Below are 21,910 nucleotides of genomic sequence, written 5' to 3'. Positions count from 1 at the left end.
CGATTTAAGCGGGCGCGGGGCTATTCTGCGGGCTCAACCATCTTGAATCCCTTGGCAACCTGGTCTGTCGGCCGCACCGGATACTGGCCCGAGAAACAGGCATCGCAATAAGCGGGGTTCTGCGCATCGCGGCCCTGGGCCTCGCCCACCGCGCGATAGAGACCATCCAATGAGATGAATCGCAGCGACGCCACGCCCAGATGCGCGCGCATCTCTTCCTCGGACATCGTCGCGGCGAGCAGCTTTTCCCGGTCCGGCGTATCGACACCATAGAAACAGGGCCAAGCCGTGGGTGGCGAGGCGATGCGGAAATGCACTTCAGCCGCACCGGCATCGAGGATCATCTCCTTGATCTTCCGGCTGGTGGTGCCGCGCACCACGCTGTCATCGACCAAGATCACCCGTTTGCCGCGAATAAGCGCGCGGTTCACGTTGAGCTTCAGCCGGACCCCCATGTTGCGGATTTGCTCGGTCGGCTCGATAAAGGTCCGGCCCATATATTGGTTGCGGATGATCCCCATCGCGTAGGGAATGCCCGATTCCTGGCTGTAGCCGATGGCCGCAGGCGTCCCTGAGTCGGGCACCGGGCAGACCAGATCGGCCTCCACCGGTGCCTCGCGGGCCAATTCCACACCGATGCCGCGCCGCGTTTCATAGACAGATTGCCCGCCAATGATGCTGTCGGGGCGGCTGAAATAGACATGTTCGAAGATACAGAACCGGGATTTGCGCGGCTCGAACGGTTTGAAGCTTTCGATGCCCTTCTCGGTGATCACGACCATTTCGCCCGGTTCGATTTCCCGCACGAATTCGGCGCCAATGATGTCCAGCGCGCAGGTCTCAGAGGACAGCGCATAGCCGTCGCCGACGCGGCCCAGAACAAGGGGGCGCACACCCAACGCATCGCGTACCCCGATCAGCTTGGTGCGCGTCATCGCAACCACGGAAAACGCGCCCTCCACCCGGCGCAGCGCGTCTTTCATCCGTTCGGGGATGGTCTTTTGATAGCTGCGCGCCATCAGATGGATGATGCATTCACTGTCCGACGAGCTTTGAAAGATCGAGCCGCGCCCAATCAGTTCGCGCCGCAACTCATCCGCGTTCACAATGTTTCCGTTATGGGCAATGGCCGCGCCGCCCATGGCAAATTCGCCGAAGAAGGGCTGCACATCGCGGATCGCTGTGTTGCCTTTGGACCCCGCCGTGGAATAGCGCACATGGCCGATGCCGATGGGGCCGGGCAGCGTTTCCATCACCGCTTGGCTGGTAAACGTGTCGCGCACATAGCCAAACCGCCGCGCTGTGCTGAAACCGTGATCGGCATGGTGGGTGACGATGCCGCCCGCCTCTTGCCCGCGATGTTGCAGGGCATGCAGGCCGAGCGCCACGAAATTGGCCGCATCGGCCACGCCAATCACGCCAAAGACCCCGCATTCCTCACGCAGCTTGTCGTCATCTGCGGGATCGAACGGGTGTCGGGGCAGGGGGCTTTGGTCCATCGGGCGAATCTCCGGGCCGGGGCATTAACCCCCACATAGGGCCCTCGCGACGCGGTGTCACGAAAGGATCATAAAGCCGCGTCACATCGCGGCGGCAAGGATTGGACGACGCCTGCGATTCGGGCTACTTTGTTGCCAAGATAAAAACAAAAATCGGAGCAGTTTCATGCGGTTCGTAATCTTCCTGGCCGGGGCGGCCATGGCGGCGAGCTATGTTGTCACATGGTTTGAGCCACCCTTTGCAGGCCAGCATTTGTCCCCCCATCAGGTCATTGGCGATGATTTGGCGCGGATCGTGCAAGAGGGACCGTGGCAGGCTTGGGTGTTTTTGGGCGGTTTCGCCCTGGCAGCGATCAGTGCGGTTGTGGCGCTTTTGGGCCGTGCCTCCGGCCTGCTCTCCCTGCTGGCCGGGCTGTCGCCAATTGTGCTGATTGTCTATTATTACAGCCGTCTAGAAGAATTTCAGGCCAATATCGGCCTGCCGATTGAGGTCGATTTCAGCGATATGCAGAGCGCTTACGATTTGATCGGGGATATGCTGCGCAGTGGCCTTTATCTCTATTTTGGCGGCGCGTTTATCCTGCTTGTCGCTGGGTTGGCAGTCAGTGCGGGCAACCGATAGCGCCCGCCCAAGCCCTCTATTCCTCGGGTGTGGAACCGATCAGTGTCTCGTAGCGCTCCAGGATCCATCCGGGCACGTCCGATGGGATCTGCGCCTCGATCGAGCCCTGAAGCTCGGCAAACACCGCGGCTGACCGGCTTTCGGAGATCTCTTGGATCGCTTCATCGCCCACCACGCGGTCATAGGCGATCAGCGCGACCACAACCAAAAGCACCCCGCGCGCCACGCCGAACAGAAAGCCCAGCCCCGCATCCAGGCCCCCCAGGGCCGAGCGCTGCACAAAAGTCGAAAAGACCGGCGTGAAGAGCGAGATCACGATCAGCGCCACAATGAATACGATCCCGAACGAGGCCAGGATGCCCAATTCCGGGCTGCCGCCGACGAAGTCGCCCAGATACGGGATCTCACCGATCAGGGGCAGCGCATTGGGCGCAAACATGAACGCCACGAAGGCTGCCGCGATCCAGCCCAGGATCGACATCACCTCGCGCACGAAGCCGCGTGAATAGGCCAGGATCGCCGAAATCACGATCACGCCTGCCACGACGCCGTCGAAAATAGTAAATCCGTCCATGCTCGTCCTCTATGCTACGTCCGCGCGGGTTTATCCTGCGCCGAAGACATCCCCCACAAAACGGGGGAGATCCGCCATCGACTGCACCGTGACGCCCGCATCATCCGCGATCCGGCAGCCCGAGGGCGCAATCGCGCTGGAAAAACCAAGTTTTGAGGCTTCTTTCAACCGGTTTTCCGCCTGACTGACCGGACGTAGTGCGCCGGACAGAGACAATTCGCCGAAAATAACCGTTTCGCGGGGCAAGGCGGCGTCTTCTCGGGCGCTGAGAAGCGCGGCGGCCACCGCCAGATCGGCGGCAGGTTCTGATATTCGCATGCCCCCCGCGATATTGAGGTAGACGTCGAGCCCTTGAAAGGTGATGCCCGCCCGCGCCTCAAGCACGGCAAGGATCATCGACAGGCGCGACCCGTCCCAGCCGACCACAGCCCGGCGCGGTTGCGACAGAGAGGACGGCGCCACAAGCGCCTGAAACTCCACCAAAACGGGCCGTGTGCCTTCGATGCCCGCAAAGACGACCGAGCCGGGGGCCGGTTGCTCGCGGTCGCTCAGAAACAGGGCAGACGGGTTTGGCACCTGGCTCAGGCCCGCACCGGTCATCTCGAACACGCCAATTTCGTCGGCGGGACCAAAGCGGTTTTTGACCGAGCGCAGGATCCGGAATTGGTGCCCGCGTTCCCCTTCGAAATAGAGCACCGTGTCGACCATATGTTCGACCACACGCGGGCCCGCGATCTGGCCTTCCTTCGTGACGTGGCCCACCAAGATCACTGAGGTGCCGCGGCGTTTGGCAAAGGTCGTCAGCTCATGGGCCGAGGCGCGGACCTGGCTGACCGAGCCCGGCGCGCTGTCGACGGTGTCAAGCCACATGGTCTGGATCGAGTCGATGATGGCAAGGTCGGGTTGCTCTGCTTCCAGCGTTGTCAGAATATCGCGTAGGTTGGTTTCCGCGGCCAGCAGAACCGCACTATCGCTGAGGCCCAGGCGCTCGGCGCGCATCCGGACCTGCGCGGTGGCTTCCTCGCCCGAGACATAGACAACCTTCAGCCCCTTGCGCGCGAAAGCGGCGGCGGCTTGCAGGAGCAGCGTGGATTTCCCGATGCCTGGATCGCCCCCCACCAACGTGGCGGAGGCGGGTACGAGACCACCGCCAAGCACGCGGTCCAGCTCCGCGACGCCCGAGGATTGCCGGGGCGGCGGCGCCTCCTTGGTGCGCAGATCGCTCAGGCCGATCTTGCGGCCTTTGGCGGATCCCAACGCCGCTTTGCCCGGACCGGCGCCCAAAGGCGCCTCTTCGGTGATTGTGTTCCACTCGCCGCAGGCATCGCAACGTCCCGACCACTTTTTGTGGACGGCGCCGCAGGCGGAACAGGTGAATTGGGTGACGGGCTTGGCCATGGGCGCGGTGTAATGGGCTTTCTCCGGTCATGCCAGAGGGCGTGCGTCACCGAGGTGTCAGGAGGGTGGCGCGTGGGCAGCGCGGCGCAGTTTGTTTCCGACGGCCAGCATGCGGCATTGCGGTTCTTGATGGTGCGCGTGCCGCGCATGGTTTTGCCTCGGCCCGCGCGCGACGCGCTTGGCCTCAGGTTGGGGGACGCTGTCCCCCATCGCTGCGCTCCCCCCTGGGGTATTGGGAGCCAATCGAAGAGCAGAGGCGTTTTGAGGTTGCAGTGCGTAGGCGCGGATAGGGGGACTGAGAGATGTGTCCCTCAAGTCGGTTTGACATGGCGGGCGGTGGCCAGAGAGATGATCAGAGACGCAAGGACGCAGCCGGTAAAGAGCCACAGGCCCCAGGCGGTTTCCACACGGCCCACGGCGATGCCCTTGGCCAGCGTGACATAGACCGCGATCAGAAAGACATCGGCCATGGCGAATTTGCCCATGATCGACAAAGCCGGCATCAGCCTGGCGGGCGCGCGGCTGAGCTGCACCAGGATCAGGCAGATGGTTTTCGCAATCGGCGCGACCAAGGCGAATAGGGCGACAAGTGCAGCAAGCGCCCATTCACCGCCGCCCCACAAGGTGCCGATCCCGGACAGGATCGAGATCTCGCTCAGGCCGAAGATCGGCAATAATCCCGCCCGCATCAGCGGGGCGATCCAGGAAATCGGAAACAGGACCAGCAGGATCAGGTTCGCGGCGATGAGTGTTTTCTGCGGCATGGCTTCGGAATTGAACTCGGAGTTGGGGCGCCGACTTATGGCGCGCCGCGCCAGACGATGACAAGGGCAGCCAGCAACAGGGCCAGGCCCACGCGCAGAAATTCGGTCCGTAATGCGATCTGTTCGGTGTCGCGCAAATCGTTGAGGGCCATGTGAAGCCCGTAGGCGAGGCCAGCGGGGAAGAGGACGGCGATGAAGACCACCACGCTGGGCAGCCCCACCAGAGCACCGACCAGCACCACCCCGACCAGTAGAATCATCGCGGGCACAAGATGGCCGAGAAGCTCGGTGAAGACGGGAACATGCTGGCGTTGGTCGAGACGGCGCGCGCGAGCAAGCCAGGCGGCACCTGTCAGCGCGGCATAGCACCAGAGCAGCGTCGCGATGGCTTCGATGACAGCGAGAGGGGTCATGTGAGGCCCATGATTGGGAAGGCGAACATGGCGGAGATCATTGTGACAGACGCCAAAGCGGCCCGTTTGATCCGATGTGGATGCTTGCGCGGGCTTTGGTCGGGGATCGGGCGCAGTTTCTTTCTTAGGGCACAGAAACCGACAATGGGGCGCAGGCGTGGCTTGGTCATTTCATCCGTAATCAGCGGCGCCCGTAGCGGGTGGCCGAACTCGTCTGGTGCGGTGAAGGTATAGATGTCCATGGCGGAGATGTGACCCGCACGCCAAGCGGTGACAAGGGGCCGAGAGGGCTAGCGCAGGGTTTCGATCGGGCCCGAGGGGCTGCCGGTGATGAATTGGCGCAGATGCGGGTCTTGGGCCGTGTCGAGATCGGCGATGGGACCTTGCCATTGGATATGGCCGCCATGGAGCATGGCGACGCGGCTGGCGATGGCGCGGACCGAAGACATGTCATGGGTGATGGTGATGGTCGTGGCGCCCATTTCGGTGACGATTTCATGGATCAGGTCGTTGATTACACCCGACATGATCGGATCGAGGCCGGTTGTGGGTTCGTCGAAAAAAATGATTTCGGGCTCGGCGGCGATGGCGCGGGCGAGGCTTGCGCGTTTCTGCATGCCGCCCGAGAGCTCGGATGGGTAGAGGTCGGCGGTGTCGGGGTTGAGCCCCACGCGGCGCAGTTTCTCGACAGCGATCTCGCGCGCCTCGGAGCGGGGCTTCTTGCCAGGCCCCCGCTGCAGCCGAAAGGCGACGTTTTGCCAGATCGGCATGGAGTCAAAGAGCGCGCCGCCCTGAAACAGCATCCCGAATTTGTCGAGAAAACGCGCGTCATTGGGTTGGCCGTCAATGGTGATGGTGCCGCTATCGGGGGTGATCAGGCCGAGGATGCATTTCAGCAGCACCGACTTGCCGGTGCCCGAGCCGCCGATCACCACCAGGCTCTCGCCTTGGGTCACGTCGAGGGTGACACCCTGGAGGACGGGTTTGGGACCGAAGCGTTTGGTCAGATCAGTGAGGGCGATTTTCGAAGTCATCGGGAAGGTTTGTCAAAAGGTGCGCCTGCGGCGCGTCGGGTTTGAGTTTCGGGTGGGGGCGTTGCCCCCGGCCTTGCGGCCTCCCCCAAGGGTATTTTGAGCCATTGGAAGAGGTCAGGCGGAGAAAAAGGCCTCGGTGAGGAGGTAATTGGTGGCGAGGATGAGGATGGAGGCCGAGACGACGGCCTGGGTTGTGGCGCGGCCCACGCCGCGGGCACCGCGGCCGGAGTGCATGCCGTGATAGCAGCCCATCAGCGCGACGATGAAGCCGAAGGCGGCGCCTTTGATCAGGCCGGAGGTCACATCCCAGAGCTGCAGGAAGTCGATTGTGTTGGCGAGGTAGGCGGCCTCGTTGAAGCCGAGCCGCGAGGTGGAGACGAGGTAGCCGCCGAAGATGCCAATGCTGTCGCCGACAGCCACCAGGATCGGTAGCGAGATCGTCGCCGCGATCAGGCGCGGCACGGTCAGGTATTTCACCGGCTCCGTCGAGAGGGTGCGCAGCGCGTCGATTTGTTCCGTGACTTTCATCGTGCCGATCTCAGCTGCGATGGCAGCGGCCACGCGACCGGCCACCATCAGGCCGCCCAGGACGGGGCCAAGTTCGCGTGTGATGCCGATGGCGACGATTTGGGGCACCACGGCCTCGGCATTGAAGCGGGCGCCGCCTGCGTAGATTTGCAGCGCCAGCGCGCCGCCGGTGAACAAAGCCGTCAGACCAACAACCGGCAGGCTGAGCCAGCCAATGGCGATCAGCTGTTGGCCGATCTCGCGCAAGTAGAATGGTGGGGTCACCACGTGGCGCAGGGCGACCAGGGCAAAGAGTGTGACCTGGCCGATTCTGGCCAAAAGGCCCAGGATGGCGCGGCCGATGGCGCCAAAGGGATTGAGCAGGATCATTGAACCTCGCGCCTGTAGCGCGCGCCCAGGGAGGTCAGGATCTCGTAGCCTATCGTGCCTGCAGCCTCGGCCAGTTGGTCGATACTCTGATGCGGGCCGATAATGTCGAGCGCTTCCGGCGGTTCGGTGCAGTCGGTGACATCGACGGTCAGCAGATCCATCGAGACGCGTCCGGCAAGCGGGCATGGTGTATCGCCATGCCAAAGCGTGGCCTTGCCGGAGAGCGCTCGGATCAGGCCATCGGCATATCCCGCCGACAAGGTGGCGATCTTGCGGGGGGTCTTGGCGATATAGGTGGCGGAATAGCCCACGGTGCTCCCCGGCGCGATCTCACGGATTTGGATCACCGGCAGGGACAGGCGGATGACGGGCCGCGCTTGGGTGAAGGGAGAGCCGCCATAAAGGCCGATGCCGGGGCGGGTCAGGTCGAAATGATAGTCGCGGCCCAGCAAGGTACCGCCTGTCGCCGCCAGCGACTTTGGTGTGGCGAGGCCGTCGGTCATGTCCCGGAAGGCTGCAAGCTGGCTCGCGTTTTGGGGATGGCTCGGATCGTCGGCGCAGGCCAGATGCGACATCAGCAGCGTGGCGGCCGCGGCATGGGCGCGCGCCTCGGGCCAATCGGCGGGTTGCAGGCCCAGGCGGCTCATACCGGTATCGAGTTGCAAGCCGTAGGCGTGGCCGGGCAGGGCGGCCTGGTGGTGCACGATCTGCTCGGGGCTGTTGAGCATCGGGGTCAGCGCCGCGTCTTTCAGATGCGCCGTATCGCCGTCCATATGGCCGGAGAAGATGTTGATCTCGGGGCTGGGCCCGAGTGCTGCGCGCAGGGTGACGCCTTCCTCTGCGGTGGCCACGAAAAATTGCTGTGCGCCCGCTTTGGCTAGGGTCTGGGCGGCAAGTTCGACACCCAAACCATAGCCATCCGCCTTGACGACCGCAGCGGTCGCACCTGTGCTGCGGGCCGCAAGCGTCATGTAATTTGCTGCAAGTGCAGCTCTGTCGATATGGAGTGTTCCAGATGCCATATCGGGTTGGTGCGCCTTGCGGCCCGGGCCGTCAAGGGGGGCACGGCCCTCATCGCCGCGCCTGGTCGCCTGAGCCTTGGATGTCAGAAGCCGCGATCGTCGTCACCCTGCCAGGGCTTGGCGAGATTGCCGAAGCGGGTGAAGCGGCCCTCGAAGCTCAGCTCGACCGTTCCAATCGGGCCATGGCGCTGCTTGCCGATGATGACCTCGGCCTTGCCGTGCAGCGCCTCCATATCCTGCTGCCATTTGGTCATGGCTTCCAGGTTTTCTTCGCCCGGTTTCTCGCGTTCCTTATAGTATTCGCCGCGATAGACGAACATCACCACGTCGGCGTCTTGCTCGATCGAGCCGGATTCGCGCAGATCGCTGAGTTGGGGTCGCTTATCCTCGCGGTTTTCCACCTGGCGCGATAGCTGCGACAACGCGATGACGGGGATGTTCAACTCTTTGGCGATGGCCTTCAGGCCCTGCGTGATCTCCGAGATCTCGTTCACGCGGTTGTCGCGGTTGTTGGCCGAGCCGCGCAGCAGTTGCAAATAATCGATGATCAGCAGATCAAGCCCCCGGGGCGAGCGTTTCAACCGCCGGGCGCGGGCCGCGACCTGGCCGATGGGCAGGGCGGGCGTGTCGTCGATGTAAAGCGGGCAGCGCTCCAACTCGCCCGCCGCGCGCAGGTATTTTTGGAATTCCTGCTCGGTCAGATCGCCTTTGCGGATCAATTCCGACGGGATTTCAGCTGCCTCCGACAGGATCCGTTGCGCCAACTGTGCCGACGACATTTCCAGGCTGAAGAAGCCCACCACACCGCCATCGACTGTGCCTTGGGTGCCGTCCTCTTTCTGGCCCTCTTTCCAGGACTTGGCGACGTTAAAGGCAATGTTTGTGGCGAGCGAGGTCTTCCCCATCGACGGGCGCCCGGCCAGGATCAGCAGATCGGATTCGTGCAAGCCGCCCAGCATCCGGTCCATATCGACGAGGCCGGTCGACACGCCCGCCAGCTTGCCCTGGCGGTTATGGGCGGCATTGGCCATCTGGACGGCATCGTGCAGCGCGCCCAGAAAGCTTTGGAACCCTTTCGAGGTGCCGCCGGTCGAGGCCAGTTGAAACAGTTCTTGCTCGGCTTCGACAATCTGTTCGTCCGGGTTCACGGCGTCGCGCATGGCGCGGGCGCGGTCCGACACACGGGCGCCAAGCGCGATCAGCTCTCGCCGCAATGCCAGGTCATGAATCAACTGCGCATAATCCCGTGCCGCAGAGGTCGCGATGGCCGAAAGCTGCAGCTTTACCAGATATTCCGCGCCGCCCAGATCGGCGAGGCCGGTGATATCGCTGGCAAAGCTTTTCAGTGTTGTCGCGTCGGTTTGCAGACCCTTGGCGATGCGCGCCGCGGCCATTTCAAACAGGGCGGCATGGACGGGGTCGTGGAAATGACTGGGAGAGACCAGATCATCGACGCGATCCAGCACGTCGTTTGACGTCAGGATCGCGCCCAGCAATTGTTGTTCGGCTTCGATATTGTGCGGCAGGATTGTGGCGGGATCGCTTGTCGCATCCTCCTGCTGGGCCGGGACCTGTGGCTGAAACGGCGCAAGTTCACTCAACTGCTTTCCCCCGATACGCTTTGTACATTTTTTATCCGGTCCCGAATTGGCAGCAGGGCGCCGGTGATCCCGCGGGTATAGAGGGTGCCCGTGCGGGCGGGTCAAATTGTATAAACCTGTGGAAAACTTCCCATGCCGACCGGCCATCGGCATACTACCACATGTTGTTGACCAATCGCAGATGTCTTCGCCGATATGGTAGTGTCACCTTCCTGTCATTGAAATGTGACGTGGCGAATTGGCCACGGCGCGGCGATTTTTGGCCGGTACAGGGACAGCGTATCCTAGGTCAGGCCGCGGTCAGCCCGCCAGCCATCTGGATCGTGCAGGAATCGCTCGACATCGGCCAAGGTGTCCGCGTCGAAATCACCGCCGCGCCGGGCCTCGGCAATGACATCGGCCCAGGTTGTCAGCCAATGCAATTTCAGCCCGTGCTCAGCCAGACGCGCTTCCGTGTCTGAGAAGATCCCGTAATAGAATATCACGGCGGTATGCCCGCAGTTGGCGCCCGCCTGGCGGATCGCATCGACGAATTTCAGTTTCGAGCCGCCATCGGTGGTCAGATCCTCGACCAGCAGCACCCGTGCGCCTTCCGGCATCTCCCCCTCGATCTGTGCCGCGCGGCCGTAGCCTTTGGGTTTCTTGCGCACGTAAGACATCGGCAGCGCCATGCGCTCGGCGACGAAAGCGGCGAAGGGAATGCCGGCGGTCTCGCCGCCAGCGATATTGTCGAAGGCTTCCAGCCCCGCATCCCGCATCACCTTGCAGGTCAGGAAATCCATCGCCGCCGACCGGATGCGGGGATACGAGATCAGCTTGCGGCAATCGATATAGGTTGGCGCCTGTTTTCCCGAGGCATGGGTAAAGAGCTCATCGGTATTGAAATGCACCGCCCGGATATCGAGCAGCATCCGCGCGGTCATTTGCGCCATCGTGGCATCGTCGGGGTACGTGGAAGGGATCATCGCGGGCCTTTTTTGGGTATTTGGAGCCAGTGGAAAAGGGGTGTCAGTCCAGAATGTGCCAATGAAGCGGATGGCCGGGATCAAAGAGGGTCAGGGGCCCGTCGGGTGTGTGGTACTTGCGGGGGTAGTCGACCGGTTCGGCGCGTTTTTCGAGCGTGAGGGTGGCGTCGTTGGGGGCAAGGCCGTAACGGGCGGGGCCGTTCAGCGACGCGAAGGCTTCGAGTTGGTCGAGCGCTGCCGCCTCTTCGAACACATGGGCGAGGCAGGACATCGTGTTGGGCGCGGAAAACACCCCGGCGCAGCCGCAGGCGGTTTCTTTGGCGCCGTCGAGATGGGGTGCGGAATCCGTGCCCAGGAAAAAGCGCGGATGGCCGGACGTGGCAGCCTTACGCAGCGCCAACTGATGCTCAGCGCGTTTAACGATGGGCAAGCAGTAGTAGTGCGGTCGGATGCCGCCCACCAGCATGTGGTTGCGATTGATCATCAGGTGATGTGTGGTGATTGTGCCCGCGATGTCGCCCGGTGCGTCGCGCACATAATCAATGCCGTGGGCGGTGGTGATATGTTCGAGCGTGACCCTCAGCTCGGGCAGGTCGCGGCGCAGCGGATCAAGCACCGTCTCCAGAAAGACCTGCTCTCGGTCGAAGATGTCGACCTCGTGGGTGGTGACCTCTCCATGGATGCACAGCGGAAGACCGATCTCTGCCATCTTTTCAAGTACTTGTCGAGCGTTGTTAAGGTCGCGCACACCAGAGGCGGAGTTGGTCGTCGCGCCTGCCGGATAGAGCTTCACCGCGGTGATTAAACCGTCCGCGAAGGCGGCGGCAACATCGGCTGGATCTGTACCCTCGGTGAGATAGAGCGTCATCAGGGGCGTGAAATCGGCATTGTCTGGCAGGGCTGCCAGAATGAGGTCGCGATAGGCGGCGGCGTCTTTGGCGGTGACAACCGGCGGCACGAGGTTCGGCATGATAATCGCGCGGGCGAAATGGCGGGCGGTCTCTGGCAGCACGCTCTGCAGCATCGCGCCGTCACGCAGATGCAGGTGCCAATCGTCGGGGCGGCGGATCGTAAGAGTGCGGGTCATGGCCCTTCGGCTACACGCTCATGACCCATGGGACAAGGTCGACCCATCTGTGTAGCGCCCAAAAATTGGGCGGTTCTCGCGATGTGATCCTGTTGACCAAGCTCGCCCCTTGCCTGCCAGCGCGCCACGCGCCTAGGTTGTGGGTAATGTTCGACGCTGCCACCACGACCACGCCGCTTCAGCGGGTGCGGGGGCGGGCTATGGCCCGTCTGTCGGGCGGGCGTCTGCGGGATCTTCACCAAAGCGGCTCGGCCAAGTGTCTGTTACCGCGCGTTTTTGGGCGCGCGCCGGAGGTGGTTTTTCTGAACACGGCTGGCGGGGTTACGGGCGGGGATCACCTGGAATACAGCCTGCGGATCGAGGATGGCGCAGCACTCGGCACGACCCAAACGGCGGAGCGCGCTTACCGTGCCACGGGCGCGCCCGGGCGGGTCGAGACGCGACTGAGCGTTGGGCCTGGTGCCACGCTCCATTGGGTGCCGCAGGAACTGATCCTGTTCGATGGCGCGGCGCTGGACCGGCGATTGAGCGTCGAGATGGCCGAGGATGCCGAGTTGATCCTGCTGGAAACCCTGGTTTTGGGCCGCGCGGCGATGGGCGAACGGGTTCAAAACCTGCGCCTGACCGACCGGCGCGATGTGATGCGCGGCGGCAAGCGCGCGATGATCGAGGCCATCCGGCTGACCGATGCGGATCTGACCTCGGCGTCTCCGGCGGGGTTGAACGGGGCGACGGCGACCGCGTCTTTGACGCTGATCGCGCCGGACGCCGAAGATCGCCTGGCCCGCCTGCGGACTGCCTTGCCGCGGGATATCCGCGCCGCCGCATCGGCCTGGGACGGGCGGCTGACCGCGCGGTTCCTTGCCCCGCGCGCCTATCCGCTGCGCAAAGCGGTGGCGCGCGCCGTTGAATGCATCACCAATGCTCCATTGCCGCGTGTCTGGCAAATCTGAAGGAAGACCATGAATCTGAGCCCCCGTGAAAAGGACAAATTGCTGATCTCCCTCGCCGCTTTGGTGGCCCGCAACCGGCTGTTGCGCGGGGTGAAGCTGAACCACCCCGAGGCCATCGCGCTGATCACCGATTTCGTCGTGGAAGGTGCGCGTGACGGCAAATCCGTTGCCACCCTGATGCAGGAGGGCGCCCATGTCATCACCGCCGATCAATGTATGGAGGGCATCCCCGAGATGATCCACGATGTACAGGTGGAGGCGACCTTTCCCGACGGCACCAAGCTGGTGACCGTGCACCACCCGATCCGCTGACAGGAGACGTGTGATATGATTTGGAGCTTCATTCTGGGCGCTGTAGCGGGGGTGCTGACCCCCACCTTCGAGCCCATGGTCCGCCGCGCAATGGAACAGATAGCGTTGGCCAAAATCCCGATCAGCGAGACGGAATTCGATCTTCTGACGCTGGTTCTGCTCTTGTTGGTCGCAGCGATCCTGACCTTCGGACATTCGTCTATTGCCCTGTTGCTGGGCGCGTTGGTGGGCCTTTTCGGCAAACGCATTGTCGCCAAGGTCCGGGGGGGTGGTGCATGATCCCGGGGGAAGTGATGCCCGCCGAGGGCATGATCGAGCTGAATTCCGGGCGTGCGGCGATCACGCTGGAGGTCGCCAATACCGGGGACAGGCCGGTTCAGGTCGGCAGTCATTATCATTTCGGCGAAGCCAATGCGGCGCTGTCCTTTGACCGGGATGCAGCGCGCGGCATGCGGTTGGACATCGCCGCCGGCACCGCCGTGCGGTTCGAGCCGGGTCAGACCCGCGACGTGCAGTTGGTGCCTTATGGCGGCGACCGCAAGGTCTATGGTTTCAACCAGCAGGTCATGGGGGCGCTCTAGGGCATGCGACAGGTCAATCCGTTCGATTATTGGCGGCTCAGCGCGGATATCATGCGCCTCGGGGTCGAGGCCAACGCGGTCATCTGGATGCGCGTGATGGGTCTGTGGGGCGCCTGGAACGTCACCGAAGCGGAGGCCACGCGGATGGTCACGGAAAAGCCCCAGGCGTTTTTTCAGGCCACCGAACAGGTGCAGAAAGCGATTTGGCGCGGCGCTTCCCCCGAAAAGGTCGCGGCGGCGGCGTTGAAACCCTTGGCACGTAAAACCGGGTCAAATCGGCGTCGCTTGGCCAAGCGGGGGCGCACCAGATGAGGTTGGCTTTCTGGGTCGCGCTGGTGATGGCTGCGCCCGCCTCCGCTCAGCCGTTGGATTGCTCGGATCGCTCCGCGATGGTGCAGATCGAGCTAAATGCCTGTGCCGCCCAGGATTGGGAGCGCTGGGATGCGCTTTTGAACATCGTCTATCAGCGCGTGCTTGCCTCGGGCCGGGTCGAAGAGGAGGGGCTGCGTCAGGCGCAAAGGGCGTGGATCACCTATCGCGATCTGACTTGCGAGATGGAGGCGGGCCAAGCGCTGGGCGGGACAATTGCACCGCTCTACCACGCCAATTGCCTTGCGCGCCTGACCCAGCGCCGCACCGAAGACATCGAGACCTATTTGCTGAACTAACCATCAGGGGGAGAGAAACCATGTGCGATATTTGTGTGATGAATGCGGTGAAGGACCGGATGTTATCGCGGCGGTCGTTCTTCAAGGGCTCGGCGGCGGCTGCGGCTGCGGCAGGCGCGGCGACACTGGGTGGTACGACGAAAGCGATGGCCGAGGGGCATTCCAGCGTTGTGGACATGACCCACACGCTGAGTTCGACCTTCCCGACCTATTTCGGCGAGCCCGGCATTTCCTCGGAGCAGCCGTTCAACTTCGCCGAACACGGCTTCAACCTGTTCAACCTCAGCGTCAATGAACATACCGGCACCCATATCGATGCACCGCTGCATTTCAGCGCCGATGGCACCAGCGTGGATGAGATCCCGGTGGGCGACCTTGTGGCGCCGCTCTGTGTCGTGGATATCGCGGCGCGGGCCGCGGAGGATGCCGATGCGCAGGTCACGCCCGATGATTTGCAGGCCTGGATTGATGCCCATGGTGAGATCCCCGACGGGGCCTGTGTGGCGATGCATTCGGGATGGGCAGCAAAAGCGTCGAGCGATGCATATCGTGGGTTTGACGGTGAGTTGCAGCATTATCCGGGCTTCCATATCGAGGCGACCGAGATGCTGCTGGAGACCGGAGCGCGGTCGATCGCCTCGGATACGCTGTCGCTCGATCACGGGATTTCTGCCGATTTTGCAACGCATTACGCGTGGTTGCCCACGGGCCGGTTCGGGATCGAGAACCTGGCCGGGCTGGATCAGGTGCCAGCCTCCGGCGCCACGATCATCATCGGCGCGCCCAAACACGAAGGCGGCACCGGCGGCCCGGCCCGCATCTTTGCGATGGTTTGAGGCTTGATAGGTCGCGTCCGTCAGTCCGGTGAGAAGGCCAGCGCACGTGCGTTGGCGATTGTCCCAGTTGCGCAAAGGTCCCGGCGCGGAGCAAAGCCGAAGGCGCCGCGCCATCGACCACTGCCCGACAGGCTCTTTCGCGCTCGCGAAAGATGCCGAAAGGGGGCTGCCCCCCGGCGCGGCGATTTGGCTGGTCTTGGCGCTTCGTTCGGGCGGCGTAAGGGGCTGAGTCACAAAGCGCGCAGAAATACCGTCGGATCGACGCACCGCGGCCCGTCGATGGCGCGCGGAACTTTGAGGGTGATTGTTTTGCTGAGTGCGATGTCGGTGGCCGGTTGTTCAGGCTATGCTTTCCAGACGGCCTCTCGCGATGATGCTTATGGCGATATGCGAGGCAGACTATCGGTCTGCGGAGTTGGTTGTGGGTATCGGCTTGGGCCGCCGGGCGAGCGCTGCACCGCCTGGAGCCCCTCCGGTCCCCGCGCTAGTCCGATCGATCTTCAGCTGACTTGCCCGAGCCTTGTCGAACCGATCTGGCTTCACGACGTAGATGTCATTCCTCTCCCCCGTTGATCGCTTTCTGAGAAACAAGGACCGCAAATGCCCACCCAAATCCCCCGCTCTGACTATGCCGCCATGTACGGCCCCACCACGGGCGACCGGGTGCGGCTCGCCGATACCGACCTGATCATCGAGGTCGAGCGTGACCTCACCACCTATGGCGAAGAGGTGAAGTTTGGCGGCGGGAAGGTGATCCGCGACGGGATGGGCCAATCCCAGGTCACCCGCGAGGGCGGCGCGGTGGATACGGTGATCACCAATGCGCTGATCCTGGACCATACGGGCATCTACAAGGCGGATGTCGGCCTGAAAGACGGGCGCATCCACAAGATCGGCAAGGCGGGCAACCCCGACGCGCAGCCGGGCGTCGATATCGTCATCGGACCGGGGACCGAGGCCATTGCGGGCGAGGGGCGTATCCTGACGGCGGGGGGCTTTGACGCGCATATCCACTTCATCTGCCCGCAACAGATCGATGATGCGCTGCATTCGGGCATCACCACGCAGCTCGGCGGCGGCACCGGCCCGGCCCACGGGACCCTCGCCACGACCTGCACGCCGGGCCCGTGGCATATCGGGCGGATGTTGCAGGCGCTCGACGCGTTTCCGATGAATTTCGGCCTGTCCTGCAAAGGCAACGCCTCCCAACCCGACGCCCTGGTCGAGATGATCAATGCGGGCGCCTGCGCGATGAAACTGCATGAGGATTGGGGGACGACCCCGGGCGCCATCGATTGCTGCCTGAGCGTGGCCGATGAGATGGATGTGCAGGTGATGATCCACACCGACACGCTCAATGAATCCGGCTTTGTGGAGAATACGCTCGCCGCCATCGGCGACCGCACGATCCATGCCTTCCACACCGAAGGGGCAGGCGGCGGCCACGCGCCGGATATCATGAAGGTCGTGGGCTATCAGAATATCCTGCCAAGTTCGACCAACCCGACGATGCCTTACACCGTGAACACGCTGGAAGAGCATCTGGATATGCTGATGGTCTGCCACCACCTCGACAAATCGATCCCTGAGGATGTGGCTTTTGCCGAAAGCCGGATCCGTAAGGAAACCATCGCCGCTGAAGACATCCTGCACGATATGGGTGCCTTCTCAGTCATGGCCTCCGACAGCCAGGCGATGGGCCGTGTGGGCGAGGTGATCATCCGCACCTGGCAGACCGCCGACAAAATGAAGAAGCAGCGCGGGCGCCTGGCTGAGGAAACCGGCGACAACGACAATGCCCGCGTCAAACGCTACGTGGCGAAGTATACGATCAACCCCGCCCTCGTGCACGGCATGTCCACTGAGATCGGCAGTATCGAGGAAGGCAAGCGCGCCGATCTGTGCCTCTGGTCGCCCGCCTTCTTTGGGGTGAAACCCGAAATGGTGCTGCTGGGCGGCACAATTGCCTGCGCCCAGATGGGCGACGCCAATGCCTCGATCCCGACGCCGCAGCCGGTCTATTCGCGCCCGATGTTTGGCGCCTATGGGCGGTCGCTGGAACATTCCGCGGTGCTGTTTGTGAGCGGCGCCTCGCAAAGCGCGGGGATCGGGGATCAGCTGGGCCTTGCGAAGTCCACTATTCCGGTGTCGAACATTCGCGGCGTCACCAAGGCGGATATGATCCACAATTCCGCCACGCCCGAGGTCCATGTGGATCCCGAGACCTATGAGGTGCGCGCCGATGGGGAGATCCTGACATGCGAACCCGCCGCCGAACTGCCCATGGCGCAGCGCTACTTTATGTACTAGGCGCAGGTCCGGCTTTGGCCTGTCCGGCGGCGGCGGATCTGGAGGGGCCTGGCATCGGCTTCACCACCTCCGACGGATTGGCCGAGGTGCACCGTAGGATTGATGCGGATCGGATCGAGGTGGGCTACCATTCAGTGGGGCCGCCAGATATCCATCGCAATGTTTTCATTCAAGGCGTCTATCTACACTCGTCTGGAACCTTCGATGCAGATGGCGTTTTGGAGGATGGGTCCAGCGGTTGGATCAAACGGGACCGCGCGATTTCGGATATTCCGATCCCTGCCGCCGGCCAAAGCTGGACGATGAGCCAAGCAGAGGTCCGCCCGGGGCGCGACCTGGAAAACCAACAGATTTCAAGCACGGTTGCGGCGGAGTTCACCTGGGTTCTGGGCGCCTGCAGTTACACGGCTCTGCCGGTCACACTCACGAGCCAAGGGGGCTATCAAACCCTAGCTCAAGAGTTCAATTATCTGCGAGACCTCGGCGCCGGTATATTGGTTGGCCTAAGCGGCGAAACTGTCGCTGGCGGCTTCGAATGCGTTGACATCTCTGTCGTGCGTGCGCGTTAGACATATATTGCCGATAGGATCGCCCGCTGACCTGCCTCCCGCCCGCATGGGCTGGTGATCTGAGGCGACTTGGTCAAGATTGTGCAAACGTTGCCGAAACTCACCAGAGGGAAAGCTCTGATATGCGAACCCGCCTATATTCTACCTATGGTGCAACACTGGTGTCTCTGCTCGGCGCCGGAGCCGCTCTAGCCTGTCCGGTCGCCTCGGATCTTGAGGCGGGCGGGATCCGGTTCACCACAACCGACGGCAGTGCCGAAATCCAGCGCCGCTTGGATGAGCATCGGATCGAGGTGGATTTCGTCATTCCGAATGATCCGATTGTCAGCCGATCGATCACAATTCACGGCACCTATCTGGCCTGGTACGGCACAATTCTTGAAAACGGTGCTCTCGAGCGGGGATCGGCAGGCTGGGTGACGCGCCCGATGGACCTTGCAGAGATCCCAGAACCGGTTGCGGGCGAGGCATGGTCGACAATGCAGACGTTTTTCGACGATGCGGGCGGAAAAGTGGAGGAGCGGCTGATCGCATCGATCGGTGCGCGGACAACCTGGAACCTGGGCGCCTGCAGCTACGAGGCGGTGCCTGTCAGCATCACGATCAGCACAGAGGACGACACCTATACCGAACAGGTGATGTATATCCCCGCTTTGCGGACGGGTGTGTTGACCGGCTATTCGGATTCAAGCGGCTCCGGCAGCTATGATTACGTCGATATTGCCGTGGAGCCGGTACGTTAACCCATTGGAAAGGCGCCTTGCACCCGATGCAAGGCGGGCTTGTCCAATCAGGGCAGGTAGGTTCGTATCTCTGACCTATATTCGGGATATTTGATACCACCTGTTACCCTGATCGGAGGCTTCCATGGCCGTTTTTACAACCAATTCCTATGCACTTGGCCGCGCACAGGTTGCGCAGGGCCTGGTCGACCGGTTCAGCGCCGCATTTGAACGTATTGCCCGCGCCCGTACGGGTCATGTCCGTCCGGGCCTAATGCTGGAATTGAGTGATGAAGAGCTTGCGCGCCAGGGCCTGACCCGTCGCCAGGTGATCGATGCCGCCGCCCGCGCGCTGACCTGACCCCGCAAAAAGCGACAGATCAACCGCCCTCGCGACCGCGCAGAGGGCGGTTTTTTCGTTTTGGGCCTTCGCACCGGTATACTTGCGCATTAGACTGCCACTCGTTGTATTGCCGCGCCACAAACATAAGGGGGGACCGGGCCGCCCATGTCGCAGGAAACCGCATATATCATTCACCGTGCCGGGGATTGGTCTGGCCCAGTGGGCGACCATTTGGCGCTGGATTATGAGGCGCGCTTTGTGCGCCGAAAGCGCTTGGAGACTTCGGGGGGCGGGGCAGTTCTGCTGGATCTGCCGCAGACCGTCTCTTTGGAAAGCGGCGATGCGATCGAGACCCAATCGGGCAAGTTGATCCAGATCAGTGCCGCACCGGAACCCTTGCTGAAAGTGACCGGCGATCTGGTGCGTCTGGCCTGGCATATCGGCAATCGGCACACGCCCTGTCAGGTGGCCGAGGATCACCTGCTGATCCGCGACGATCACGTCTTGTCGGATATGCTGGCGCATCTGGGGGCCGAGGTCTCAAAAGTGACCGCGCCTTTCACACCGGAAGGGGGGGCGTATGGTCACGGTCGCACCCACGGGCACAGCCATTGATCGGCGCGCGCCTGGTGCCTCTGGGTTTGGGGGAGGCCGAGGCGCTGCTACGGGTCAGCCAATGGTTGTCACCGGCGTTTCCGACCTCGTCCTATGCGTATTCCCATGGGTTGGAGGCTGAAATCGCGAAAGGCCATGTGGCGGATGCCGATGGCCTTGAACGCTGGATCTCGGTCGTGCTGCGCGCCGGGGCCGGACGCTCCGATGCGATCCTGGTGGCGGCCGCGATGGATGAGGCGGCGGATCTGGACGATCTTTGCGATATCGCGCGCGCCCTGGCGGGCTCGGCCGAAAGGTGGGAAGAGACGCGCGATCAAGGGGCGGCCTTGGCCCGGACCCTGGGCGAAATCGGCGAAGGCGATGGTGTGAACCGGCCCTATCCCGTGGCCTTCGGCGCCGCCGCCAAATGGCTGGACCTGAAGGTGGATGTGGTGCTGACCCTGTATTTGCAGGCGTTTGCCGCCAGTCTGATCTCTGCCGCCGTGCGCTTCATGCCCCTTGGGCAATCTGTCGGGCAGGGGGTGCATGCCGCGTTGCGCCCCGTGATCACCGATGTTGCCCGCAAGGCCAGCCGCGCCGGTCTGGACGGGTTGGGCCAAGCGGCCTTCGGGGCCGATCTGGCAGCGATGGAACATGAAGGGCTGGAGGTTCGTATTTTTCGGACGTAAGGCGCGATATATCAGACGAAGAGGGGCGCTGCCCCCGGCTGCGCCTCCCCCGGAGTTTTTCTGCCAAGATGAAAGGGGGCGCGGAGCATTGCGACAGGGTTTCGGAAAAGTGGAGTGGTTATGGGATCGGTGAACGGGCCGTTGCGCGTTGGGATCGGGGGGCCTGTCGGGGCCGGGAAGACGACATTGACCGGGGCCTTGGCCAAGGAGATGGCGGCGCGTTATTCGGTCGCGGTGATCACCAATGATATCTACACCGCCGAGGATGCGGAGTTTTTGCTGCGCGCACAGATCTTGCCCGCTGAGCGGATCAAGGGGGTCGAGACCGGCGGTTGCCCCCATACCGCGATCCGCGAAGACGCGTCGATCAATCTGGCCGCGGTGGCGGAGTTTCAAGAGAGGATCCCGGATCTGGATGTGATTTTCATCGAAAGCGGTGGCGACAATCTGGCCGCGACCTTCTCGCCGGAATTGGCGGATCTGACGCTTTACGTGATCGACACCGCGGCGGGGCAGGACATTCCGCGCAAAAAGGGCCCCGGGGTCACGCGGTCGGATTTTCTGATCGTCAACAAGCTGGATCTGGCGCCCCATGTCGGCGTCGATCCCGATCTGTTGTTGTCCGATACCCGGGCCGCGCGCGGTCCCCGACCTTTTGTGCTGGCCAATCTGCGTGACGGCAAGGGGGTGGCCGAGGTGGTGGCGTTTATCGAAGAGGCGGGCGGTCTGTGCCCTGCCTAGCGGCGACGGCGACCGCAAGCTCGATCAGTCCGGCGCGCTGGTCGGGATCGGTCAAGCTGCCATCAAGCACCGCTTGGCTCAGCGGCACCAGCATCCGCGGCGCGGCAATCGCGGCGTCCAGCGCATCGGCGCTGATCGGCACGCGCAGGGTCGGAACCGTTGCTTCGCTTTCGCGCTGATCGTCTAGGGCGCAAATCAATGTGCCGCCGGTGGCCTCCAACTGATCGCGGGCGATCAGGCGCGCTGTGGCGGCGCTGGGGCGCGTGAGGACCAGATGCGCCTGGGGCAGCAGCGCACGCATCCGGATCGCGGCCTGCGCACTGTCGGGGCCGGTGGCCAGGATCAGGATGCTTGGAAAGCTGGCAAAGAAGCGCTCGCGGGCCAGATGGGCCAGAAATGCGCTGACGCCCTGATCGCGGAATCCGGTCGGACCCACCGACATCAGCGAGAGCAGCGACCAAGCGCGGGCCTGCACCAGCCCAAAGCCCAGTGGCAGCCCGTCGATACCGCGGTCCCAGACATGATCAGCGCGGCTGAAGGTCAGCACCAGCGGGTCATCTTCCTGCACGAACAGAGCCATATGCCGGTGGCTCAACCGCTCGAACGCACCGTGATCGGCGCCGATACGCGCCATATGGCGCGCCCAAAGCTGTCGGGCGCGTCGGCCATCATCTCTGTCGCACATGGAAGGGATACTAAGATTGATCGTTACAAAC

The 21,910-nt window shown here is 62.9% G+C and carries 28 protein-coding genes; 15 read left to right on the top strand and 13 right to left on the bottom strand.

Annotated features, from left to right (window positions below):
- Nucleotides 1-20 precede the first annotated feature (20 nt).
- Nucleotides 21-1,499 carry an amidophosphoribosyltransferase gene (purF, locus tag V8J82_RS00705; protein WP_339971069.1) on the bottom strand — a complete coding sequence of 493 codons (1,479 nt, stop codon included), beginning with the start codon at nucleotides 1,497-1,499 and terminating at the stop codon, nucleotides 21-23.
- Nucleotides 1,500-1,665: 166 nt separating this feature from the next.
- Between purF and V8J82_RS00700 the strand changes: the two genes are divergently transcribed.
- On the top strand, nucleotides 1,666-2,121 hold the full coding sequence (locus V8J82_RS00700; protein ID WP_339971067.1) for a hypothetical protein: 456 nt from the start codon (nucleotides 1,666-1,668) through the stop codon (nucleotides 2,119-2,121).
- Between the two features lie 16 nt (nucleotides 2,122-2,137).
- Here V8J82_RS00700 and V8J82_RS00695 read toward each other — a convergent pair whose 3' ends face one another.
- The 11 genes from V8J82_RS00695 to pyrC all read right to left on the bottom strand — a co-directional run bounded on the left by V8J82_RS00695 (nucleotide 2,138) and on the right by pyrC (nucleotide 11,876).
- On the bottom strand, nucleotides 2,138-2,695 hold the full coding sequence (locus tag V8J82_RS00695; protein WP_339971064.1) for a CvpA family protein: 558 nt from the start codon (nucleotides 2,693-2,695) through the stop codon (nucleotides 2,138-2,140).
- A 30-nt stretch (nucleotides 2,696-2,725) separates the two neighbouring features.
- Nucleotides 2,726-4,093, bottom strand: coding sequence for a DNA repair protein RadA (radA, locus tag V8J82_RS00690; RefSeq protein ID WP_339971062.1), 1,368 nt, complete (start codon nucleotides 4,091-4,093; stop codon nucleotides 2,726-2,728).
- A 311-nt stretch (nucleotides 4,094-4,404) separates the two neighbouring features.
- Nucleotides 4,405-4,857 (bottom strand): paraquat-inducible protein A, encoded by a 453-nt coding sequence (locus tag V8J82_RS00685; protein WP_339971060.1) that lies wholly within the window; start codon nucleotides 4,855-4,857, stop codon nucleotides 4,405-4,407.
- Between the two features lie 35 nt (nucleotides 4,858-4,892).
- A complete protein-coding gene (locus V8J82_RS00680; protein WP_339971058.1) occupies nucleotides 4,893-5,270 on the bottom strand; it encodes a hypothetical protein in 378 nt (125 codons plus the stop codon).
- Nucleotides 5,267-5,512, bottom strand: coding sequence for a hypothetical protein (locus V8J82_RS00675; protein ID WP_339971056.1), 246 nt, complete (start codon nucleotides 5,510-5,512; stop codon nucleotides 5,267-5,269). The genes V8J82_RS00680 and V8J82_RS00675 overlap by 4 nt, the downstream gene beginning before the upstream one ends.
- A 48-nt stretch (nucleotides 5,513-5,560) precedes the next feature.
- A complete protein-coding gene (locus V8J82_RS00670) occupies nucleotides 5,561-6,304 on the bottom strand; it encodes an ABC transporter ATP-binding protein (RefSeq protein WP_339971054.1) in 744 nt (247 codons plus the stop codon).
- Nucleotides 6,305-6,418: 114 nt separating this feature from the next.
- Nucleotides 6,419-7,201 (bottom strand): MlaE family ABC transporter permease, encoded by a 783-nt coding sequence (locus tag V8J82_RS00665; protein WP_339971052.1) that lies wholly within the window; start codon nucleotides 7,199-7,201, stop codon nucleotides 6,419-6,421.
- Nucleotides 7,198-8,223 (bottom strand): alanine racemase, encoded by a 1,026-nt coding sequence (gene alr, locus V8J82_RS00660; protein WP_339971050.1) that lies wholly within the window; start codon nucleotides 8,221-8,223, stop codon nucleotides 7,198-7,200. Before alr ends, V8J82_RS00665 begins: the two co-directional genes overlap by 4 nt.
- An 83-nt stretch (nucleotides 8,224-8,306) precedes the next feature.
- Complete coding sequence (locus V8J82_RS00655; protein ID WP_339971048.1) at nucleotides 8,307-9,824, bottom strand: replicative DNA helicase; 1,518 nt, start codon at nucleotides 9,822-9,824, stop codon at nucleotides 8,307-8,309.
- A gap of 284 nt (nucleotides 9,825-10,108) precedes the next feature.
- Entirely contained in the window at nucleotides 10,109-10,789 is a 681-nt protein-coding gene (locus tag V8J82_RS00650; protein WP_339971046.1) for an orotate phosphoribosyltransferase, read from the bottom strand.
- A 43-nt stretch (nucleotides 10,790-10,832) separates the two neighbouring features.
- Nucleotides 10,833-11,876 (bottom strand): dihydroorotase, encoded by a 1,044-nt coding sequence (gene pyrC, locus V8J82_RS00645; protein ID WP_339971044.1) that lies wholly within the window; start codon nucleotides 11,874-11,876, stop codon nucleotides 10,833-10,835.
- Between the two features lie 146 nt (nucleotides 11,877-12,022).
- Here pyrC and V8J82_RS00640 point away from each other — a divergent pair, with 146 nt between their 5' ends.
- The 14 genes from V8J82_RS00640 to ureG all read left to right on the top strand — a co-directional run bounded on the left by V8J82_RS00640 (nucleotide 12,023) and on the right by ureG (nucleotide 21,194).
- Nucleotides 12,023-12,829 carry an urease accessory protein UreD gene (locus V8J82_RS00640; RefSeq protein ID WP_339971042.1) on the top strand — a complete coding sequence of 269 codons (807 nt, stop codon included), beginning with the start codon at nucleotides 12,023-12,025 and terminating at the stop codon, nucleotides 12,827-12,829.
- A 9-nt stretch (nucleotides 12,830-12,838) separates the two neighbouring features.
- Nucleotides 12,839-13,141 carry an urease subunit gamma gene (locus V8J82_RS00635; RefSeq protein WP_339971040.1) on the top strand — a complete coding sequence of 101 codons (303 nt, stop codon included), beginning with the start codon at nucleotides 12,839-12,841 and terminating at the stop codon, nucleotides 13,139-13,141.
- 15 nt (nucleotides 13,142-13,156) lie between these two features.
- On the top strand, nucleotides 13,157-13,420 hold the full coding sequence (locus V8J82_RS00630) for a hypothetical protein (protein ID WP_339971038.1): 264 nt from the start codon (nucleotides 13,157-13,159) through the stop codon (nucleotides 13,418-13,420).
- The gene (locus V8J82_RS00625) at nucleotides 13,417-13,722 is read left to right on the top strand and encodes an urease subunit beta (protein WP_339971036.1); all 306 of its coding nucleotides are present in this window, start codon (nucleotides 13,417-13,419) and stop codon (nucleotides 13,720-13,722) included. Before V8J82_RS00630 ends, V8J82_RS00625 begins: the two co-directional genes overlap by 4 nt.
- A gap of 3 nt (nucleotides 13,723-13,725) precedes the next feature.
- On the top strand, nucleotides 13,726-14,034 hold the full coding sequence (locus tag V8J82_RS00620; RefSeq protein ID WP_339971034.1) for an antifreeze protein: 309 nt from the start codon (nucleotides 13,726-13,728) through the stop codon (nucleotides 14,032-14,034).
- Nucleotides 14,031-14,390, top strand: a complete 360-nt coding sequence (locus tag V8J82_RS00615; protein ID WP_339971032.1) for a lysozyme inhibitor LprI family protein — start codon at nucleotides 14,031-14,033, stop codon at nucleotides 14,388-14,390. The genes V8J82_RS00620 and V8J82_RS00615 overlap by 4 nt, the downstream gene beginning before the upstream one ends.
- Before the next feature lie 20 nt (nucleotides 14,391-14,410).
- Nucleotides 14,411-15,226 carry a cyclase family protein gene (locus V8J82_RS00610; protein ID WP_339971030.1) on the top strand — a complete coding sequence of 272 codons (816 nt, stop codon included), beginning with the start codon at nucleotides 14,411-14,413 and terminating at the stop codon, nucleotides 15,224-15,226.
- Between the two features lie 600 nt (nucleotides 15,227-15,826).
- On the top strand, nucleotides 15,827-17,536 hold the full coding sequence (gene ureC / locus V8J82_RS00605) for an urease subunit alpha (protein WP_339971028.1): 1,710 nt from the start codon (nucleotides 15,827-15,829) through the stop codon (nucleotides 17,534-17,536).
- The gene (locus V8J82_RS00600) at nucleotides 17,485-18,105 is read left to right on the top strand and encodes a hypothetical protein (RefSeq protein WP_339971026.1); all 621 of its coding nucleotides are present in this window, start codon (nucleotides 17,485-17,487) and stop codon (nucleotides 18,103-18,105) included. Before ureC ends, V8J82_RS00600 begins: the two co-directional genes overlap by 52 nt.
- A 122-nt stretch (nucleotides 18,106-18,227) precedes the next feature.
- The gene (locus V8J82_RS00595) at nucleotides 18,228-18,848 is read left to right on the top strand and encodes a hypothetical protein (RefSeq protein ID WP_339971024.1); all 621 of its coding nucleotides are present in this window, start codon (nucleotides 18,228-18,230) and stop codon (nucleotides 18,846-18,848) included.
- 124 nt (nucleotides 18,849-18,972) lie between these two features.
- Nucleotides 18,973-19,188, top strand: a complete 216-nt coding sequence (locus V8J82_RS00590) for a hypothetical protein (RefSeq protein ID WP_339971022.1) — start codon at nucleotides 18,973-18,975, stop codon at nucleotides 19,186-19,188.
- Nucleotides 19,189-19,335: 147 nt separating this feature from the next.
- Nucleotides 19,336-19,785 carry an urease accessory protein UreE gene (locus V8J82_RS00585; protein ID WP_339971020.1) on the top strand — a complete coding sequence of 150 codons (450 nt, stop codon included), beginning with the start codon at nucleotides 19,336-19,338 and terminating at the stop codon, nucleotides 19,783-19,785.
- The gene (locus V8J82_RS00580) at nucleotides 19,782-20,453 is read left to right on the top strand and encodes an urease accessory protein UreF (RefSeq protein ID WP_339971018.1); all 672 of its coding nucleotides are present in this window, start codon (nucleotides 19,782-19,784) and stop codon (nucleotides 20,451-20,453) included. Before V8J82_RS00585 ends, V8J82_RS00580 begins: the two co-directional genes overlap by 4 nt.
- A gap of 120 nt (nucleotides 20,454-20,573) precedes the next feature.
- A complete protein-coding gene (gene ureG, locus V8J82_RS00575) occupies nucleotides 20,574-21,194 on the top strand; it encodes an urease accessory protein UreG (RefSeq protein WP_339971016.1) in 621 nt (206 codons plus the stop codon).
- Here ureG and V8J82_RS00570 read toward each other — a convergent pair.
- Nucleotides 21,160-21,879, bottom strand: a complete 720-nt coding sequence (locus tag V8J82_RS00570) for a hypothetical protein (RefSeq protein ID WP_339971014.1) — start codon at nucleotides 21,877-21,879, stop codon at nucleotides 21,160-21,162. The two genes, ureG and V8J82_RS00570, sit on opposite strands and share 35 nt — an antisense overlap.
- Between the last annotated feature and the right edge of the window lie 31 nt (nucleotides 21,880-21,910).

The sequence above is a fragment of the Gymnodinialimonas mytili genome (assembly GCF_037544085.1).
Lineage (GTDB): Bacteria > Pseudomonadota > Alphaproteobacteria > Rhodobacterales > Rhodobacteraceae > Gymnodinialimonas > Gymnodinialimonas mytili.
This window is presented reverse-complemented; position numbering and strand designations above follow the sequence as displayed.

Coding starts and splice junctions, on each gene's coding strand:
- V8J82_RS00670 (WP_339971054.1), bottom strand. CDS start 6,304: ATGACTTCGAAAATCGCCCTCACTGATCTGACCAAACGCTTCGGTCCC.
- V8J82_RS00620 (WP_339971034.1), top strand. CDS start 13,726: ATGCGACAGGTCAATCCGTTCGATTATTGGCGGCTCAGCGCGGATATC.
- V8J82_RS00590 (WP_339971022.1), top strand. CDS start 18,973: ATGGCCGTTTTTACAACCAATTCCTATGCACTTGGCCGCGCACAGGTT.
- alr (WP_339971050.1), bottom strand. CDS start 8,223: ATGGCATCTGGAACACTCCATATCGACAGAGCTGCACTTGCAGCAAAT.
- V8J82_RS00695 (WP_339971064.1), bottom strand. CDS start 2,695: ATGGACGGATTTACTATTTTCGACGGCGTCGTGGCAGGCGTGATCGTG.
- radA (WP_339971062.1), bottom strand. CDS start 4,093: ATGGCCAAGCCCGTCACCCAATTCACCTGTTCCGCCTGCGGCGCCGTC.
- pyrC (WP_339971044.1), bottom strand. CDS start 11,876: ATGACCCGCACTCTTACGATCCGCCGCCCCGACGATTGGCACCTGCAT.
- V8J82_RS00635 (WP_339971040.1), top strand. CDS start 12,839: ATGAATCTGAGCCCCCGTGAAAAGGACAAATTGCTGATCTCCCTCGCC.
- V8J82_RS00630 (WP_339971038.1), top strand. CDS start 13,157: ATGATTTGGAGCTTCATTCTGGGCGCTGTAGCGGGGGTGCTGACCCCC.
- V8J82_RS00595 (WP_339971024.1), top strand. CDS start 18,228: ATGCGAACCCGCCTATATTCTACCTATGGTGCAACACTGGTGTCTCTG.
- ureG (WP_339971016.1), top strand. CDS start 20,574: ATGGGATCGGTGAACGGGCCGTTGCGCGTTGGGATCGGGGGGCCTGTC.
- V8J82_RS00600 (WP_339971026.1), top strand. CDS start 17,485: ATGCGAACCCGCCGCCGAACTGCCCATGGCGCAGCGCTACTTTATGTA.
- V8J82_RS00625 (WP_339971036.1), top strand. CDS start 13,417: ATGATCCCGGGGGAAGTGATGCCCGCCGAGGGCATGATCGAGCTGAAT.
- V8J82_RS00640 (WP_339971042.1), top strand. CDS start 12,023: ATGTTCGACGCTGCCACCACGACCACGCCGCTTCAGCGGGTGCGGGGG.
- V8J82_RS00650 (WP_339971046.1), bottom strand. CDS start 10,789: ATGATCCCTTCCACGTACCCCGACGATGCCACGATGGCGCAAATGACC.
- V8J82_RS00685 (WP_339971060.1), bottom strand. CDS start 4,857: ATGCCGCAGAAAACACTCATCGCCGCGAACCTGATCCTGCTGGTCCTG.
- V8J82_RS00665 (WP_339971052.1), bottom strand. CDS start 7,201: ATGATCCTGCTCAATCCCTTTGGCGCCATCGGCCGCGCCATCCTGGGC.
- V8J82_RS00680 (WP_339971058.1), bottom strand. CDS start 5,270: ATGACCCCTCTCGCTGTCATCGAAGCCATCGCGACGCTGCTCTGGTGC.
- V8J82_RS00610 (WP_339971030.1), top strand. CDS start 14,411: ATGTGCGATATTTGTGTGATGAATGCGGTGAAGGACCGGATGTTATCG.
- V8J82_RS00675 (WP_339971056.1), bottom strand. CDS start 5,512: ATGGACATCTATACCTTCACCGCACCAGACGAGTTCGGCCACCCGCTA.
- V8J82_RS00585 (WP_339971020.1), top strand. CDS start 19,336: ATGTCGCAGGAAACCGCATATATCATTCACCGTGCCGGGGATTGGTCT.
- V8J82_RS00615 (WP_339971032.1), top strand. CDS start 14,031: ATGAGGTTGGCTTTCTGGGTCGCGCTGGTGATGGCTGCGCCCGCCTCC.
- ureC (WP_339971028.1), top strand. CDS start 15,827: ATGCCCACCCAAATCCCCCGCTCTGACTATGCCGCCATGTACGGCCCC.
- V8J82_RS00700 (WP_339971067.1), top strand. CDS start 1,666: ATGCGGTTCGTAATCTTCCTGGCCGGGGCGGCCATGGCGGCGAGCTAT.
- V8J82_RS00570 (WP_339971014.1), bottom strand. CDS start 21,879: ATGTGCGACAGAGATGATGGCCGACGCGCCCGACAGCTTTGGGCGCGC.
- purF (WP_339971069.1), bottom strand. CDS start 1,499: ATGGACCAAAGCCCCCTGCCCCGACACCCGTTCGATCCCGCAGATGAC.